The organism is Halorientalis pallida (assembly GCF_049605515.1).
GTDB lineage: Archaea > Halobacteriota > Halobacteria > Halobacteriales > Haloarculaceae > Halorientalis > Halorientalis pallida_A.
The window spans coordinates 2,504,392-2,518,919 of sequence record NZ_CP187158.1 but is presented as its reverse complement, the minus strand read 5'-3'; the positions used below and the strand labels follow the sequence as shown (position 1 = coordinate 2,518,919).

Below are 14,528 nucleotides of genomic sequence, written 5' to 3'. Positions count from 1 at the left end.
GGGCGTTGGGCCCGTCCTCGTCGCTAATGAACACAGTTATCCCGGGGGCTGGTCAACGCTGGCACATGAGCAGCGCACACACGCCAGTGGCGGTGATCGCATGCGCGTAGTCGCGAAGTTCGGCGGGACGAGTCTGGGGAACGGTGACCGGGTCAACCGGGCCGCGGACTCGATCACGGCGGCCGTCGAGGCCGGCCACGAGGTCGCCGTCGTCGCCAGCGCGATGGGTTCGACGACGGACTTCCTGCTCGACGAGATCCAGTACGAGGCCGACGAGGCCGACCGGGCGGAGATCGTCAGCATGGGCGAGCGCACCTCCGTCCGGATGCTGAAGGGCGCGCTCTCCTCGCGGGGCGTCAACGCCGTCTTCCTCGAACCCGGCAGTGACGACTGGCCGGTCATCACCGACGAACACGGCGAGGTCGACGTGGCGGAAACGACCCGCCGGGCGAAAGCTCTCGCCGAGCAGATGCACAACGACGACGTCGTTCCCGTGATCACGGGCTTCCTCGCCGAGGACCACGCCGGCAACGTGACCACGCTCGGCCGCGGTGGCTCGGACACCACGGCCGTCATGCTCGGGAAGTACATGAACGCCGACGAAGTGGTCATCGTCACCGACGTGGAAGGCGTCATGACCGGCGACCCGCGCGTCGTCGAGGGCGCGCGCAACGTCGGCGAGATCACCGTCGACGAACTCCGCAACCTCTCCTTCCGCGGTGCCGAAGTCGTCGCCCCGAGCGCGCTGACCTACAAGGGCGAGGACATGAGCGTCCGGGTCGTCCACTACCAGCACGGCGACATCATGACCGGCGGGACATCCATCGAGGGCCAGTTCGAGAACCTCATCGACATGCAGGAGGACAAACTGGCCTGTCTCACCGTGGCCGGGCGCGCGGTCCGGAACGAACCGGGTGTCCTCTCGAAGCTGTCGACGGCGCTGGCCGACGCCGGCATCAACGTCGACGCCGTCTCCTCGGGGATGGACTCGATCACGTTCTACATCGACGAGGACCACGCCGAGGAGGCCGAGACGCTGTTGCACGACGAGGTCGTCGAGTCAAGCACGCTCTCGTCGGTCACCGTCGACGACCCCTACGCCGTCATCCGGGTCACCGGCGGCGAACTCCAGACCGAACCCGGCATCGTCAACCAGATCGTCGCCCCCCTCGCGGACGAACACATCAACGTCCAGGACGTGATCACCAGCGCCACCTCCGTCGCCGTCTTCGTCGACTGGGAGAACGGCGAGGAGGCCCTCGGCCACATCCAGACCGTCTTCGACGACTGATCACGCCCCGATTCCTGTCCGATACTCTGTCACTCGAATTGACACCAAAAGACATTCATATCCGCTGAATAGTTTCTCGCGTATCCGCCCTGAACGAAACGTGCAATCGGGTGGGATGGACAGATGACCACGACACGACAGCACGTGGCCGCCCTGGCCCTCTGCGCGCTCGCGCTCGCGAGCGTCGCGGCGGTCGCCACGGCACCGGCCGCGGCACAATCCGACGACGGCGTATCGAACACGACCGACACGACGAACGCGACGGGGGACCTGACCCTGGACGCGTCGTTCGCGGCCGCGACGTGGCCCTCCAGCGACGTGACGGTCCCCGAGACGCACAACCCGCTGACGCTGACCGCCAACCGGGCCAACTACACCGTGACGGTCCACAGCGAGGAACTCGATTCCTCGACGCTCGCGGACCTGTTCGCGGACGAGCTGGCGACCGACGACCCGGCCGTCGCCGACTTCGGCGAGACCGAGGGTGGCGTGTTCCGGATGCGCGTGCTGGACCGGAACGCGACGATCCTGGCGAACTTCACGACCGCCGTGACCCAGGAGTACACCTTCGAGTTCGAGGCGGGGAACGCGACCACGACGGCGACGACCGAGATCGTCCGCTGTACGTGTCGCGGTGCTGGCTTCCTCGACGAGCGGGGTGACGGCGCGACGTTCACGACCGGCCAGTCGGGCGTCGTCACGCTCCCGATCGGGCTCAAACACGTCGAGACGGCCAGGGTGCGACTCGACGGCGACGACGTGGACGTCACCGCGACCGTCGTGGACGGGAACGACGACGACCGCGTCACCCTCACGATGAACACGCACCTGCTCGGCCGCAACGCGCCGTTCGACGACCACGCGCTCCCGTACTGGACCGAGCGCGGACTGTGGGTCGCAGACACCGCCGACACCCTCGAGTCGGTCGAGGTCCGGGAGGGACAGGGTGGTGACAACCCGCTCCCCGTCGGAGAGTACGACCTGACGATCACCGCCGACGGCGACACGCTCGCCACCTCGACGCTGACGGTCACCGATCCCGCGGTCGCGGACTTCGGTGCCCGCGTCGGTCCGGCCGACACGCTCGCGAATCCGACGGCCGCCAGCCTCAGGCGCGCCGCCGCGGACGGGACCCTCGCCGCCGACGAGTCCGTCTCGAACGGCTCGGCGCTGGTCTACGAGATCGAGAGTGCCAGCGTGTTCGGCCCGCTCTGGACCGCGGCGAGCGGATACGGCGGCCCGGACCGCTACGCACGGGCCTTCCTCGACACCGTCACCGACCGGAACGAATCGGCGGTCCCCGGTGACGTGGTCACCTTCGACATCGGCGGGCCGTCCGCCGACCGTGTCGACCTCCTGAACACGTCCCGCAACGACGGGCTGGTCGTCGTGCCCGACCGCGAGAACGCGACGCTGTACGTCGGCGTCCGGACCGATCGCCTCGCCGTCGCCAACGGTACCGCGCTCGGCAGTGGCGAGACGTTCACGGCCAACGTCGGCGTCTACGACCGGACCGCCAGCGAGGCGGTAGCGTTCGCCGAGGCCAGCGACGACGCGGCGCAGACACCCGAACAGCCGTCCCCGGAACCGCCCGCCACGCCGGAGCAGGGGACCAGTCCCTCGCCGGACACGGGTGACACGCCGTCGCCCGAGACCGCGGCACCGCCGGCCGACGACCCGGCCGAGGACTCTCCCGACGCGACGACGACCGCCGACGGCCCCGGCTTCGGCGTCGCCGGCGTCGTGGCCGCCGTGCTGGCCGTGAGTGCGTTCGCGGTCGGCCGCCGCCGCGACTGAGGCCCCCTCGTCGTCGGCCACTCGACCGATCAGCCCTTCTGTCAGTCTGTGTGACACCACAAGACATTCGTACTGGGCTGGATATTTTCGTGACAGCTCACTTCGAGGAGAAGTGGGGGGGACGAATGACGACACGACAGCGACTTGCCGCCCTGACCCTCTGTCTGCTGGCGCTGGCGAGCGTGGCGGTCGCCACAGCACCAGTCGCGGGCCAGACGAGTGGGGGCAACGACGACGGCGAGGTATCGCATCCGACCGAACTGGACGCCTCGTTCCGGTACGACGAGGTAGACGGATGCAACCCCAACGTCCAGGGAGAGACGACCCCGATCACGCTCACTGCGGATCGGGAGACGTACGACGTGACGGTCAGCGCCAACGACCTCGATGCCGACGAACTGGTGGAGATCTTCGACGACGAACGGGACACGGACGACCCGGCAATCACTGACATCGAGCGCGTCGACGGGGAGTCGATCCGGATGACCGTTCAGGGTCGCAACGTCACTGTTCCGGCGAACCTCTCGGACATCGACGTGGGGGACTACGAGTTCACCTTCGTGGCCGGGGAGGACGCCACGTCGAGCGCAGTCGTGACGAAGGCCGAGGTCTCGTGTGTTCGCGCGTACTTCCTCCAGGGTGTGTCGTACGCGGTCGGTCGATCGGATGTCGCTACCATCCCGATCCGTCTCGAAGAGACCGACGAGGTGCGACTCTCGATTACGGGCGACGACGCGGCGCTCGCACTCGATATCGAAGACGGGAACGACGACGGAATCGTCACGCTCTCGCTGAACACCCACTTGCTCGGTCGCAACGGCCCCGACGACGGGCACGGGCGCGGGTACTGGACCCGTGAGGGGATCTCGGTCCACGACTCGAACGACACGATTACCGAGGTCACTATCGAGGACATTCCGGGCGGTGACGACCCGCTCCCGGCCGGCGAGTACGAACTGGCCCTCGACCGCGAGGGGATCGACTACACGCTCGGCACGGAATCGCTGTCGATCACCGGGACCGCCGTTGCGGACTTCGAGTCCTGGATGGGACCCGCCGACACCCTCGGGAACGCGACGGCTGGCGATCTCCGCCGTGCTATCGGGAACGGCACGCTCGTCGACAACGAGTCCGTCTCGAACGGGTCGGCGCTGGTCTACGAGATCGAGAGCGCCAGCGTGTTCGGCCCGCTCGAAGCCGCAGCGAGTCGGCACGACGGAGCGGATCGCCACGCGCAGGCGTTCTTCGACATCGCGGCTGACCGAGAGGTCGCGGCCGTACCCGGGAATCCGGTGATGTTCGACATCACTGCCGACTCTGGTGCCCGGATCGACCTGCGGGCGACCTATCGAAACGACGGGCTGGTGTTCGCACGCGACGAGTCCAACAGGACGCTGTACCTCGGATTCCGAACCGACCGGCTCGTCGTCCGGAACGGAACAGCCGCCGGAAGTGGAGCGGAGTTCGACGCGAGCCTCACGATCCACGCCGAGACCAGCCGGCAACCGGTGCGGTTCCGCGAGGTGAACGCCACGCTCGTCCTCCCGTCGACGCCACAGACGCCAGTCGCGTCGACACCGGACGACACGACCACCGAGCAGGATCGACTCGCCGAGACGACGATGCCGGTGACCAGCGAGTCGACCACGATCCAGACCACGGCTCCCTCGGCGGACGATTCGACCGGGGAATCACCCGACGCGACGACGACGGTGAACGGTCCCGGCTTCGGCGTCGCCGGCGTCGTCTTCGCGGTGCTGGCGCTGTCCGCGCTCGCGGCGGGTCGCCGCCGCGACTGATCGGGTGCCCGTCCTCACCGCCCCTTCCGCAGTCGCTTCCCGATCTTCGCGGGGAGGTCGGCCTCGTCGACGGCCTCGACGACGGCGTCGATGTCGTACTCCACGCGGCGTTCGTCGACGGTCATCGCATCGAGATCGAGGATCGAGTAGGCCGCACGCGGGTCCTCGTCGCGGGGCTGGCCGACACTACCCGGGTTCATGACGATGCCCTCGTCGAAGACTTCGTGAGCCTGGACGTGCGTGTGGCCCATGATCAGTACGTCCTCTTGGTCGAGGAGAGCGGGCTTGAAGAGTCCAGGATAGGTGTAGCGGTCGGGGTCGTCGGGGTGGCCGTGGACGACCTTCACGCGGCCGTCGTGTTCGACCCGGTCGTCGGGGAGGCTCCGGAGCCACTCGATCTGGCCGGCCGAGCAGTGTTCGCTGGCGTACCTGACGCCGGCGTCGGCCATGCTGTTGAAGCCGAAGCCGGTCTCGGTGGCCACCGCGCGGTCGTGGTTGCCCATGACCGTCGGGGCCCCCAGCTCTCGAACGCGGTCGACACACTCGGCGGGCCAGGGGCCGTAGCCGACCACGTCGCCGGCACAGAGGTACCCGTCGACCGGTGGCATATCCGAAAGCACCGCCTCGAAGGCCACGAGATTCGCGTGAATGTCGGAGACGACGGCGAGTCGCATGCTGGAGTGGAGCGGTTCGAGGCTGGTAAGTGTTCGTCCGCGCCCTACTCGCCGTTCTCGATGGCCGTCTCGATCCCGTCGTCGTCCCGGACGACACCTGCGGCACAGACGGCGTGTTCGAACTCGTGGTCGTACACTTCGCTGGCGATCTCCTGCGGTGTCTCGCCGTCGAGGTCGAAGGCGGTCGGACTGTCTTCCTCGTAGGTGGCGACCAAGGTGGGTTCGTCGACCTGTTCGACCAGCAGGGCGTCCTTGCGGACGGTGCCGATGTAACTGTCTTCACCGACTACGCCGGCGATCCGGGGCGTGTCGTAGTCGTCTTTCTCGTAGTCCAGCGCGAGCAGGGACTCGGCCAGCGCGTCCCGGGCGGGATAGCCCAGGCCGATCTTCTCGGTGATGGGGTCGACGTGGCTGCCGTTGCCGACGACGACCGCGCCGTCGACCTCGCGGACGCAGTTGTACGAGATGTAGGGGTTGTCCGTCTCGGGAGCGTCTTCGGTCGGGCCGACGGTCAGGGTGGCCCCGCCCTCGCGGGCGACGATCCGGCGGTTCGGGAAGGATCGGGAGGAGACCCGATAGGCCGCCCGGTCCGGTGCGACGACGACGAATCTACCGACGTACATACTCCGTTCTCCCGCGCTCGCCGGAAAGTAGGTGTCGATCCCCGACGGGCCCCGAAAAAGTACATGACGCTCGACCCCCTATCCCCGGACGTGTCAGAGGGATACGCGCCGGCGGAGGTTCCGCTCTACCGGGACCTGGACACCCGAGACGAGCAGTACGAGCGGGCACAGGACAGTGCCGAACCGTTCTTCGCGGTCGAGCAGTACGAGGAGGGCTACGCCGTCACCTACGACCTCCTTCCGGCGGGCTTCCAGCTCGCCGAGCCAGCCCGGCAGGAACTGGACGAACGGCTCACCCGCGCCGTCGAGGAGATCGTCGGCGACGCCGACCGGCCCACGACGGAAGTGAGCCGCACGGTCGGCGATTCGCTGGGCAACGTCTCCTTTTTCGGCCGCGAGGAGAGCGCCCGCGAGGTCGCGGCGGTGATCTCGACCATCGTCCTCGACGAGAACAACTGGGTGACCGGCCAGCCCCCGGATCTGACCGGTCCCGACCCCCGCCGGAACGACTGACCCGAACACTCCGGTAACACCGGTGTCACCCGCTAACACCGGCGTCCGCGATTCTTTATGCACCTGGCGCGGGTAGGATGGGGCGAGACCAGATGTCCCAGAAAGCAGACTACGCCGACGAGACCGAGATCGACGAATCGCTCGACCAGTTGCCCGACGACGAGACCATCGACGAGGCCGTCCAGAACCTCGAAGCCAACGGGTTCGAGGTCGTCGTGGTCGACTCCGCCGAGGAAGCACTGGAGACGCTCAAATCGCACATCCCCGACGGTGCGTCGGTGATGAACGGCCACTCCACCACACTCGAGGAGATCGGCTTCGACGAGTACCTGACGGAGGGCGATCACGAGTGGGAGGCCCTGCCCAACGAGATCTGGAGCATCGACGACGACGCCGAACGGCAGGCTGCCCGCCGTGAAGCCCAGACCGCCGATCACTTCCTCGGGAGCGTCAACGCCATCGCGAAGACGGGCGAACTGGTCGCCGCCGACCGCTCGGGCAGTCGCATCGGTGCCTACCCCTTCGCCGCCGCCAACGTCACCATCGTCAGCGGCGTCAACAAGATCGTCGAGGACCTCGACGCCGCCCTCGACCGGCTGGAGTCGGTCGCCTATCCCCTGGAGAACGAGCGCGCCAAGGAGGCCTACGGCGTCGAGAGCGCCATCGCCAAACAGCTCATCTTCCGGCAGGAACTCGAAGACGGTCGCACGACGGTCGTCCTGGTCCGCGATCAGCTGGGGTACTGACCGGCTCCGTTCCGCTCCTGTTCCACCCACTTCCGTAGCGTCCCACCCCATCCATCGTAGCGTCCCACCCCTGTTTCAGGTCCGTACCGCATCCGCCAGCACAGCCCACGCCAACCCAGTGAGCGCGATGTCCCGGATCATCACGTCCGCGAACAGCCCGCCCCGCGTGAGTGCGACCACAGCCAGATAGCCCGTCGTGACCGTCAGCGAGACGGCGGCGATGGCCGACCCTATCGCGACGAACCGGTCGGTCAGCAGGCCGAACCCGACGGCGATCTCGGGCGGCCCGTTGAGCACCATGAACAGCCGCGGCGAGACGACGAGCCACGGCGCGAGCCAGTCGACGACGTAGACCGCCCACGCCTCCGGCGCGAGGAGTTTGTGGACGCCGGCGACCACGAGCATCGCGCCCAGCCCCGCGCGAGCGAGCGTCGGGGCCGGCGGGAGCACGGTCGCGAGGCGCGTCCGGAGCCGGTCGATGACGGGAGACGACATATCCCACCGTTGGGACCGGCCACGGAAAACCCCGGTACTCCGGACGAAGCGGTTTTCCCCTCGCGGGCGCTCCCTGCCTGTATGGACGAAGCCGCCGTCGCCGACCTCATCGAATCGGAACTGCCCGACGCGACCGCCGAGGTCACGACACCCCGTGACCCCGACGACGACAAACACTACGCCGTCACCGTCGTCTCCCCTGCCTTCGATGGCAAGAACCTGGTCGACCAGCACCAGCTCGTCCACGACGCGCTCGGTGATCACCTCACGCGGGACATACACGCCATCGAACTGGAGACCTACACGCCCGAGGAGTACGAGGACTGAGTCCCGGGGGACTGCGACCGGCTAGCACAATCCATTTACTCGTCGGCGTCCTGCTAGCGTCTATGAGCTTCGATCCGGAACCCGATCTGTCGCCCGAGGAAGTCCGTGAGCGCGTCGACGAGACCATCGAGGACAACGAGGTCGCGCTGTTCATGAAGGGCACCGAACTCATGCCCCAGTGTGGCTACTCCCGGAAGGCGCTGAACCTGATCCAGCAACACCGCGACGACGTGGCGACGGTGAACGTGCTGGACGCGCTGGACGAACACCGCGAGGCGCTGGAGCGCCACAGCGGCCGCGAGACGATTCCCCAGACCTTCGTCGACGGCGAGTTCGTCGGCGGGAGCGACATCCTCGAACAACTGCACGAGCGCGGGGAACTCGAAGCCACGCTGTCGGCCTGAGATGGCCGCGGCGTGAGTCGTGAGAACGTTTATTGCTATACGCCGGTAAAGCATCTGTATATGTCCGATGCCGACACCGGGGCCAGTGACGAGGGGCCGGAGATGGTCCAGATCAATCTTCGATTGAGCAAAGCCTTCCTCGAAGACATCGACGCGACATGGGAACGTGAGGGATTCAACTCCCGTAGCGAGTTCCTCCGCTACGCAGCCCGTGATGCGGTCAAGCACCCCGACTTCTCCCGGGAAGGGTGGAAGCAAATCGCCGTCAGCGAACACGAGTTACGGACCGGTGACGCCGAACTGGTGTCACGTGACGAAGTCGTCGAGATGATGGACCGGGACGAGGATGCCGAGTGACGACGACTGGATCTGGACGTTCACGTCACAGGCTACCGATCAGTTCGACGAACTCGACCCGCACGTACAGGACCGAATCGTCTCGAAACTCGACGAGGTGATCGAGTCGGAGTGGCGAGACCCGGTCGATTTTCTCGAACCACTGACTGGTGGTCCGTTCTCGAAACTTCGGGTCGGTCAGTACCGCCTTGCCTGTGTCCTCCAACACGACGATTCCGTCCTCGAAGTCCATCGAATCGAACACCGGAGTGGCGCATACACCGCTGACGACGATTGATGCTCCAGCGGGTGACCCGTCGATTCGATCTATCGTTCACGACTCCACTGCCGGAATCTCCTCCAGCGGCTCGCGCTCCTCCCGACGCTGGAAGGCATCTTCGATGTACGGCTGTAGCGCCGCCGCTTTCTCGGCGACGTGGGCTTCGTCGCGGTCGTGGAACTCACCCATCACCTCGTCGGCGAACAGTTCCAGCGAGTCACAGATGTGTTCGTGGCGGTTGTCCCCGCCCTCCTGGACGAAGATGACCTGATCGACGCCCGCGTCTTCGAGGTCCCGGAGGTGGTCGCGGATCTGCCCGGGCGTCCCGATGGCACCGTCGCCCTGCTGGCCTTCGAGGATGGCCTCCGCGCCGATCTCCTGGAACTGCTCCCAGATGTTCGTCTCGCCGGGCCGGTGATCGCCCGCGCCGTAGTAGTGGGCCAGCGCGTACTGGAAGAAGGCGAAGCCCTCCGCGCCCCGCTCCCACGCCGTGGCCTCGTCCTCGTGACAGGAGAAGCCGGTGACGATGGCGAAGTTCGGGTTGACGGCGTGACCGATGGGCGTACACTCCGCCTTGAGCGTCTCGTAGTACAGGTCGACCCACTCGCTGGCTTTCTCGGGGGAGGCGAAGTCGAAACTCAGCACGCCGAGTCCGAGCCGGGCGGCCTGTTCGATGGTCGAGCGGCCCGAGCAGGCGACCCACAGCGGCGGATGCGGGTCCTGGACAGGTTTGGGGACGACGTTGCGGGGCGGCATCTCGAAGCCCTCGCCCTCGTGGCCCGGGTACGGCTCCATGGTCATCATGTCGGTGACCTCGCCGAGGCTCTCCTGCCACAGCGGTTCCTTCTCCGTGCGGTCGATGCCGAACCCGTCGAGTTCCATGTTCGAGGACGACTCGCCGGTGCCGAACTCGACGCGACCGTCCGAGACGAGATCGAGCGTCGCGACCTGCTCGGCGACGCGGGCTGGGTGGTTGTACTGGGGCGGCAGGAGCTTGATCCCGTGGCCCAGCCGGATCTCGTCGGTGCGCTGGGCGGCGGCCGCGAGGAACACCTCCGGGGCCGCCGAGTGGGAGTACTCCTCCAGAAAGTGGTGTTCGACTTCCCAGACGTAGTCGTACCCCAGATCGTCCGCGAGTTCGATCTGGTCGAGCGCGTCCTCGTAGAGGGCCTGTTCGTCGCCGTCGTGCCAGGGTCGTGGGAGCTGGTGTTCGTAGAAGATCCCGAATTTCATGGTTGCGCGTCGGGAGCCGGCCGGACGCCTCGTCCACCCCGCTCCGCGTGGCTTGGTAGCGATTCACTTTCACCCCACGCCGGACAAAACGTTGCGCGTCAGTAGCGAGGCCGCTTTTAAGCACCCTCAGATACCGTGCGGTGGAGTCATGTGGCGGGTCGGTGCAGTATGCAAGCAGTTACCACGGGGTGACGGTCGCCCCAGGGGGAGCCTTCAGGTATGTCAGATTCCACGACACCCGATCTCGGCGCGGTCGTCGACCAACCGGACGAACAGTTCAGGGCGAACCTCGGCCCGGCGCTCGCCGGACTCGACGACGAAGACGCGCTCGCGGAGTTGCTCGTCACCCAGCCGACGGTGTACGAGCGGCTCACCGACCGGATGGCCACCTTCGAGGGGATCACCGAGTTCGCGAACGACGACCCCGAAACCGTCGAGCAGTACCTCCGGGTGCTGTGGGGCGGGATGGGGTTGATCGCCGAGAACATCTCCGCCGTCGGCGACGCCGTCACGGTCGACACCACCGTGAACTGGGAGGCCACCGACTCGCCGATCACCTTCCACGCGACCACCGATCCGGAGCGTGGGTCGATCTCCGGCGGGCCGTCACTGGCCGACGACCCCGAGATTACCTTCGAGGGACAGACCGACGTGCTGTTCTCCATGCTCGGCGACGACGACTTCAACGGCCAGCTGGCGTTCGTCCAGAACCGCTTCGACATCGTCGGCCCGCTCGAACGCTCTCGACAGTTCAACGAGATGATGGAGGCCGTCGGCGAGGAGATGGAGGCACTGGCCTGATGGCCCGGAACCAGCGCTCCGGCGCGACCCCGCCCGGCCCCAGCGTGATCGAGCGACTGGGGCAGGCCCGGCGGATGCTGACCGAGGACGTGACCGGCGTGTTGACCCGCACCCGCCAGCGGTACGGCCCCGTCGTCGACCTGACGATGCCCAACGGCGATCCGGGCGTCCTGCTGGCCGACCCGTCGGCGGTCCGGCACGTGCTGGAGGGCAACCCCGACAACTACCGGCGCGCGTCGGTCTATCGGGAGGAACTCTCCGAACTGTTCGGCGACGGCCTCCTGACGAGTGAGGGCGACCTCTGGCACCGCCAGCACCGCCTGATCCGCCCGATGTTCGGGTCGGGGAGCGTCCAGTCGTTCACCGACCTCATCGTCGCCGAGACCGACGCCATGCTCGACCGGTGGGCCAGTCGGGACGAGATCGACCTGTTACAGGAGATGGAACGAGTCACGCTGTCGATCATCGGGAAGGCGATGTTCAGTGCGGACATGGAGCGCCACGCCGAGGACATCCGGGCGGCCCTGCAGGTCCTGCGCCGGGGCTTCCAGCGCGAGGTCGGCGTGATCCCGACCTTCCCGGAGTGGGTCCCCTCGCCGCACAACCGCCGGATGCAGCGCGCCATCGACGACATCGACGCCGTCGTCCACGAGTTGATCGACGCCCGCCGCGGCCGGGCCGACGAGTACGACGACCTGCTGTCGAAACTGCTGACCGCCCGCACCGACGAGGGCGCGCGGATGGACGACGAGCAGATCCGGGACGAACTCGTCACATTCCTGCTGGCCGGCCACGAGACGACGGCGGCCGCGCTGACCTGGACCTGGTACCTGCTGGCGAACAATCCCGGCGTCCACGAACGCCTCCACGACCACGTCGTCGACGCAGACCCGACCGACGTAGTGGGCTTTTCGGCTGGCGCGGCGGGCGACGAGGCGTTCGTCAAACAGTGCGTGCAGGAGGCCATGCGGATCTACCCGCCGGTGCCGGTCATCACCCGCGAGGCCGTCGACCGCGACGAGATCGCCGGCTACGAGATTCCGGCGGGTGCGGAGGTCGTCCTCAGCCAGTTCGTCGTCCACCGCGACCCCGACCTCTGGGAAGATCCGCTGGCCTACCGCCCCGAGCGGTTCGCGCCCGGCGCGAGCGAGGATCGGCCGCCCTACAGCTTCTTCCCCTTCGGCGGCGGCCAGCGCATCTGTATCGGCCGGCTGTTCGCGCTCGCGGAAGCCCAGTTGATCCTCGCCCGCGTCGTCTCCGACGTGCGGCTGACCCTGCGCTCGCCGACCCACGACACGCCCGCCGTCGATTCCGCCGTCACGATGGTCCCCGACGAACCGATCGAGATGGCCGTCACCGAGTGGGCGTAGCTTCCGGTTCCCATCCGGTCAGTGCAGGGTTCCCTCGCGCACGTCGTCGTCGTAGGCGAACAGCGCGTACCCGACCTCGGCGGTGGTGTAGCCGGTCTCGGCAGCGATCTCTCGGATCGGGTCGAGCATCGTCACGTAGTCCGCGGCGTCGAAGGTCTCCTTGCGGCCGTCGAGGTAGTCCAGTCGATCCAGCGTCGCCCAGACGCGGGTGTCGACGACCGCGTGGCGCTCCGGGTCGAGCGCGGCCAGCACGCAGGAAGCCGTCGGTGCTTTGAACCCCGACAGCCCGCAGAGTAGCTGGATCTTCGAGAAGTCACCGTCGACCGCGAGGACGTTGGCAGTCACCTCCCGACACCGTGATTCGGGGTTGTTCTCGACGTGGTAGGCGCTCCGGGTCGAGGATTCGTAGGCGATGTCGTACAGCTGGTCGCGCGTGAGATGGCCCTGTTCGCGGTAGCTGTCGCCGAACGATTCGAGGCGTTCGGGGAGGACGCCCTGTGTCTGTTCGTAGTACTCGAGATACTCCTCGATCAGCGCCGGCAGGTCCATGCGAGACAGTGTGGTCGGGAGCCAGTGGCGATTTTCGGTTCCGGCTTCGATTGCCTCGCGGTTCCCCCGGTCACCGCTCGACCGTCCGAGACCTCCCTGCGGTCGGCCTCGTTACATCTCCACGACGTTCCCACACTCCGGACAGGTCAACTCCACGCCGTCGGCCGTGACCTCCGCGACGTGGTACTCGGCGCCACACTCCTGGCAGGGGAGTGCCGAGCGTGTCTCGCCGTCCTCCTGGGGTGCGCCCATCGCGACCGCGCGGACCCGCTCGTCGCCGTCGTTGCGCCCCTCCTGGTACTCCCCGGGCGCGAAACGGACGATCTCGTTCGCGCCGACTTCGATCTCGTCGTCTTTTGTGTGGAAGGTGGCCGTCCCTTCCATCACCAGGAAGACCTCCTCCTGGTTCATGTGGGTGTGCAGACCGCCCGAGAAGGAGTCGCCGGGTTCGAGTTCGTAGTAGTTCAGCGCCATGTCGCTGAGGTTCAGCGGAGCGGTGGCGTGTTTCTGCACGGTCGCGACCCGTGGGTGGTTCTCCATGTCGTCCAGTGAAACGTGGTCCATCGCGAGGGAACACACGGACGGACCCGACATATTCCTTGTCCCGACAGGTCGCCTACTCGACGGACCGGATCAGGCTCAGGAGGTCGTCCCGGTACCGCCCGGGGTCGATCTCGGGTCGCTCGTCCTCGGGGAGCCCGTCGAGCAAGTCCGTCAGGCCGCGGGTGGGATAGGCACCACCGGCGATCCGGAACGACCCGTCCCGGGACCAGACGGCGATCCAGCCTTCCACGTCCAGTTGCCCGCCGTCCAGCGGATAGGTCGCCGTCACCTTCGTCAGCGTCGCCCGGTCGCCGGTGTCGGTCCGGACGCGCTGCCGGCGGCCGGCCTCGACGCGCTCGAACCCGCGGGTCCGGAGGTCGTCGAGGAACGACTCGCGGGACTCCCGGACGACCGGGCCGCGCATCGACGCCGGACCGATCCCGGGGGCCAGCGGCGGGCGAAAGGAGAGTGCGGTGGCGAAGAAGAACCGCCAGAACCCACCCGTGTCACCGTCGGCCACGTCGACGAGCGTCCCTTCGCCGCCGGGGTCGAGGTGGTCGGCGACGCCCGCCCGGTCGAGTGCCACCCGGAGGTCGGCGTCGTCGTACACCAGCGTGTGGCCCCTGACGGTCGCCGTCGGGGTCCGGAAGACGGTGTCCTCGCTGCGACTCCGCAACGCCCACGGCCCACGCTCCAGCGCGGCCGCGTCGACCGCCGGGAACTGGTCTGCCATGCCGGACTGGTAGG

At 67.4% G+C, this 14,528-nt stretch carries 18 protein-coding genes; 11 read left to right on the top strand and 7 right to left on the bottom strand.

Annotated features, from left to right (window positions below; genetic code table 11):
• The first annotated feature begins 100 nt into the window (after nt 1-100).
• The 3 genes from ACOZ4N_RS14555 to ACOZ4N_RS14545 all read left to right on the top strand — a co-directional run bounded on the left by ACOZ4N_RS14555 (nt 101) and on the right by ACOZ4N_RS14545 (nt 4,887).
• Nucleotides 101-1,291, top strand: a complete 1,191-nt coding sequence (locus tag ACOZ4N_RS14555) for an aspartate kinase (protein ID WP_424017089.1) — start codon at nt 101-103, stop codon at nt 1,289-1,291.
• Nucleotides 1,292-1,414: 123 nt separating this feature from the next.
• The gene (locus ACOZ4N_RS14550; RefSeq protein WP_424017088.1) at nt 1,415-3,088 is read left to right on the top strand and encodes a hypothetical protein; all 1,674 of its coding nucleotides are present in this window, start codon (nt 1,415-1,417) and stop codon (nt 3,086-3,088) included.
• A 125-nt stretch (nt 3,089-3,213) separates the two neighbouring features.
• Entirely contained in the window at nt 3,214-4,887 is a 1,674-nt protein-coding gene (locus tag ACOZ4N_RS14545) for a hypothetical protein (RefSeq protein ID WP_424017087.1), read from the top strand.
• A gap of 14 nt (nt 4,888-4,901) precedes the next feature.
• Here ACOZ4N_RS14545 and ACOZ4N_RS14540 read toward each other — a convergent pair whose 3' ends face one another.
• Both ACOZ4N_RS14540 and ACOZ4N_RS14535 read right to left on the bottom strand, forming a co-directional pair.
• Nucleotides 4,902-5,561: a metallophosphoesterase family protein gene (locus ACOZ4N_RS14540; protein ID WP_424017086.1), complete on the bottom strand. Its 660-nt coding sequence runs from the start codon at nt 5,559-5,561 to the stop codon at nt 4,902-4,904.
• A 44-nt stretch (nt 5,562-5,605) separates the two neighbouring features.
• The gene (locus tag ACOZ4N_RS14535) at nt 5,606-6,184 is read right to left on the bottom strand and encodes an IMP cyclohydrolase (RefSeq protein ID WP_424017085.1); all 579 of its coding nucleotides are present in this window, start codon (nt 6,182-6,184) and stop codon (nt 5,606-5,608) included.
• Nucleotides 6,185-6,274: 90 nt separating this feature from the next.
• On the opposite strand from ACOZ4N_RS14535, the gene ACOZ4N_RS14530 reads away from it, so the two are divergent.
• Both ACOZ4N_RS14530 and ACOZ4N_RS14525 read left to right on the top strand, forming a co-directional pair.
• Nucleotides 6,275-6,697 (top strand): hypothetical protein, encoded by a 423-nt coding sequence (locus tag ACOZ4N_RS14530; protein WP_424017084.1) that lies wholly within the window; start codon nt 6,275-6,277, stop codon nt 6,695-6,697.
• A gap of 92 nt (nt 6,698-6,789) precedes the next feature.
• Complete coding sequence (locus tag ACOZ4N_RS14525; RefSeq protein WP_424017083.1) at nt 6,790-7,443, top strand: lactate utilization protein; 654 nt, start codon at nt 6,790-6,792, stop codon at nt 7,441-7,443.
• Between the two features lie 75 nt (nt 7,444-7,518).
• Here the strand turns inward: ACOZ4N_RS14525 and ACOZ4N_RS14520 are convergent, their stop codons facing one another.
• Nucleotides 7,519-7,938, bottom strand: coding sequence for a DoxX family membrane protein (locus tag ACOZ4N_RS14520; protein WP_424017082.1), 420 nt, complete (start codon nt 7,936-7,938; stop codon nt 7,519-7,521).
• Nucleotides 7,939-8,019: 81 nt separating this feature from the next.
• On the opposite strand from ACOZ4N_RS14520, the gene ACOZ4N_RS14515 reads away from it, so the two are divergent.
• From ACOZ4N_RS14515 to ACOZ4N_RS14500, 4 genes are all read left to right on the top strand, one after another.
• On the top strand, nt 8,020-8,265 hold the full coding sequence (locus tag ACOZ4N_RS14515; RefSeq protein WP_424017081.1) for a BolA family protein: 246 nt from the start codon (nt 8,020-8,022) through the stop codon (nt 8,263-8,265).
• A 62-nt stretch (nt 8,266-8,327) separates the two neighbouring features.
• A complete protein-coding gene (locus ACOZ4N_RS14510) occupies nt 8,328-8,669 on the top strand; it encodes a glutaredoxin family protein (protein ID WP_424017080.1) in 342 nt (113 codons plus the stop codon).
• A 60-nt stretch (nt 8,670-8,729) separates the two neighbouring features.
• Nucleotides 8,730-9,026, top strand: coding sequence for a ribbon-helix-helix domain-containing protein (locus ACOZ4N_RS14505; protein ID WP_424017079.1), 297 nt, complete (start codon nt 8,730-8,732; stop codon nt 9,024-9,026).
• The gene (locus ACOZ4N_RS14500; protein ID WP_424017078.1) at nt 9,016-9,303 is read left to right on the top strand and encodes a type II toxin-antitoxin system RelE family toxin; all 288 of its coding nucleotides are present in this window, start codon (nt 9,016-9,018) and stop codon (nt 9,301-9,303) included. Before ACOZ4N_RS14505 ends, ACOZ4N_RS14500 begins: the two co-directional genes overlap by 11 nt.
• A gap of 36 nt (nt 9,304-9,339) precedes the next feature.
• Here ACOZ4N_RS14500 and ACOZ4N_RS14495 read toward each other — a convergent pair whose 3' ends face one another.
• On the bottom strand, nt 9,340-10,518 hold the full coding sequence (locus ACOZ4N_RS14495) for an LLM class flavin-dependent oxidoreductase (RefSeq protein WP_424017077.1): 1,179 nt from the start codon (nt 10,516-10,518) through the stop codon (nt 9,340-9,342).
• Nucleotides 10,519-10,737: 219 nt separating this feature from the next.
• Here ACOZ4N_RS14495 and ACOZ4N_RS14490 point away from each other — a divergent pair, with 219 nt between their 5' ends.
• Nucleotides 10,738-11,319 carry a hypothetical protein gene (locus ACOZ4N_RS14490; RefSeq protein WP_424017076.1) on the top strand — a complete coding sequence of 194 codons (582 nt, stop codon included), beginning with the start codon at nt 10,738-10,740 and terminating at the stop codon, nt 11,317-11,319.
• The gene (locus tag ACOZ4N_RS14485; RefSeq protein WP_424017075.1) at nt 11,319-12,689 is read left to right on the top strand and encodes a cytochrome P450; all 1,371 of its coding nucleotides are present in this window, start codon (nt 11,319-11,321) and stop codon (nt 12,687-12,689) included. The genes ACOZ4N_RS14490 and ACOZ4N_RS14485 overlap by 1 nt, the downstream gene beginning before the upstream one ends.
• Before the next feature lie 18 nt (nt 12,690-12,707).
• Here ACOZ4N_RS14485 and ACOZ4N_RS14480 read toward each other — a convergent pair whose 3' ends face one another.
• The 3 genes from ACOZ4N_RS14480 to ACOZ4N_RS14470 form a co-directional block, all read right to left on the bottom strand.
• Complete coding sequence (locus ACOZ4N_RS14480) at nt 12,708-13,238, bottom strand: hypothetical protein (protein WP_424017074.1); 531 nt, start codon at nt 13,236-13,238, stop codon at nt 12,708-12,710.
• A gap of 111 nt (nt 13,239-13,349) precedes the next feature.
• Nucleotides 13,350-13,802: a cupin domain-containing protein gene (locus ACOZ4N_RS14475; protein WP_424017073.1), complete on the bottom strand. Its 453-nt coding sequence runs from the start codon at nt 13,800-13,802 to the stop codon at nt 13,350-13,352.
• 52 nt (nt 13,803-13,854) lie between these two features.
• Nucleotides 13,855-14,514 carry a hypothetical protein gene (locus ACOZ4N_RS14470; RefSeq protein ID WP_424017072.1) on the bottom strand — a complete coding sequence of 220 codons (660 nt, stop codon included), beginning with the start codon at nt 14,512-14,514 and terminating at the stop codon, nt 13,855-13,857.
• Nucleotides 14,515-14,528 lie beyond the last annotated feature (14 nt).

Excerpts from the sequence above, each read along its gene's own strand:
- ACOZ4N_RS14490 (WP_424017076.1), top strand. The coding sequence starts at position 10,738 with ATGTCAGATTCCACGACACCCGATCTCGGCGCGGTCGTCGACCAACCG.
- ACOZ4N_RS14500 (WP_424017078.1), top strand. The coding sequence starts at position 9,016 with ATGCCGAGTGACGACGACTGGATCTGGACGTTCACGTCACAGGCTACC.
- ACOZ4N_RS14525 (WP_424017083.1), top strand. The coding sequence starts at position 6,790 with ATGTCCCAGAAAGCAGACTACGCCGACGAGACCGAGATCGACGAATCG.
- ACOZ4N_RS14545 (WP_424017087.1), top strand. The coding sequence starts at position 3,214 with ATGACGACACGACAGCGACTTGCCGCCCTGACCCTCTGTCTGCTGGCG.
- ACOZ4N_RS14470 (WP_424017072.1), bottom strand. The coding sequence starts at position 14,514 with ATGGCAGACCAGTTCCCGGCGGTCGACGCGGCCGCGCTGGAGCGTGGG.
- ACOZ4N_RS14505 (WP_424017079.1), top strand. The coding sequence starts at position 8,730 with ATGTCCGATGCCGACACCGGGGCCAGTGACGAGGGGCCGGAGATGGTC.
- ACOZ4N_RS14555 (WP_424017089.1), top strand. The coding sequence starts at position 101 with ATGCGCGTAGTCGCGAAGTTCGGCGGGACGAGTCTGGGGAACGGTGAC.
- ACOZ4N_RS14485 (WP_424017075.1), top strand. The coding sequence starts at position 11,319 with ATGGCCCGGAACCAGCGCTCCGGCGCGACCCCGCCCGGCCCCAGCGTG.
- ACOZ4N_RS14480 (WP_424017074.1), bottom strand. The coding sequence starts at position 13,238 with ATGGACCTGCCGGCGCTGATCGAGGAGTATCTCGAGTACTACGAACAG.
- ACOZ4N_RS14535 (WP_424017085.1), bottom strand. The coding sequence starts at position 6,184 with ATGTACGTCGGTAGATTCGTCGTCGTCGCACCGGACCGGGCGGCCTAT.
- ACOZ4N_RS14475 (WP_424017073.1), bottom strand. The coding sequence starts at position 13,802 with ATGGACCACGTTTCACTGGACGACATGGAGAACCACCCACGGGTCGCG.
- ACOZ4N_RS14495 (WP_424017077.1), bottom strand. The coding sequence starts at position 10,518 with ATGAAATTCGGGATCTTCTACGAACACCAGCTCCCACGACCCTGGCAC.
- ACOZ4N_RS14510 (WP_424017080.1), top strand. The coding sequence starts at position 8,328 with ATGAGCTTCGATCCGGAACCCGATCTGTCGCCCGAGGAAGTCCGTGAG.
- ACOZ4N_RS14550 (WP_424017088.1), top strand. The coding sequence starts at position 1,415 with ATGACCACGACACGACAGCACGTGGCCGCCCTGGCCCTCTGCGCGCTC.
- ACOZ4N_RS14515 (WP_424017081.1), top strand. The coding sequence starts at position 8,020 with ATGGACGAAGCCGCCGTCGCCGACCTCATCGAATCGGAACTGCCCGAC.
- ACOZ4N_RS14520 (WP_424017082.1), bottom strand. The coding sequence starts at position 7,938 with ATGTCGTCTCCCGTCATCGACCGGCTCCGGACGCGCCTCGCGACCGTG.
- ACOZ4N_RS14540 (WP_424017086.1), bottom strand. The coding sequence starts at position 5,561 with ATGCGACTCGCCGTCGTCTCCGACATTCACGCGAATCTCGTGGCCTTC.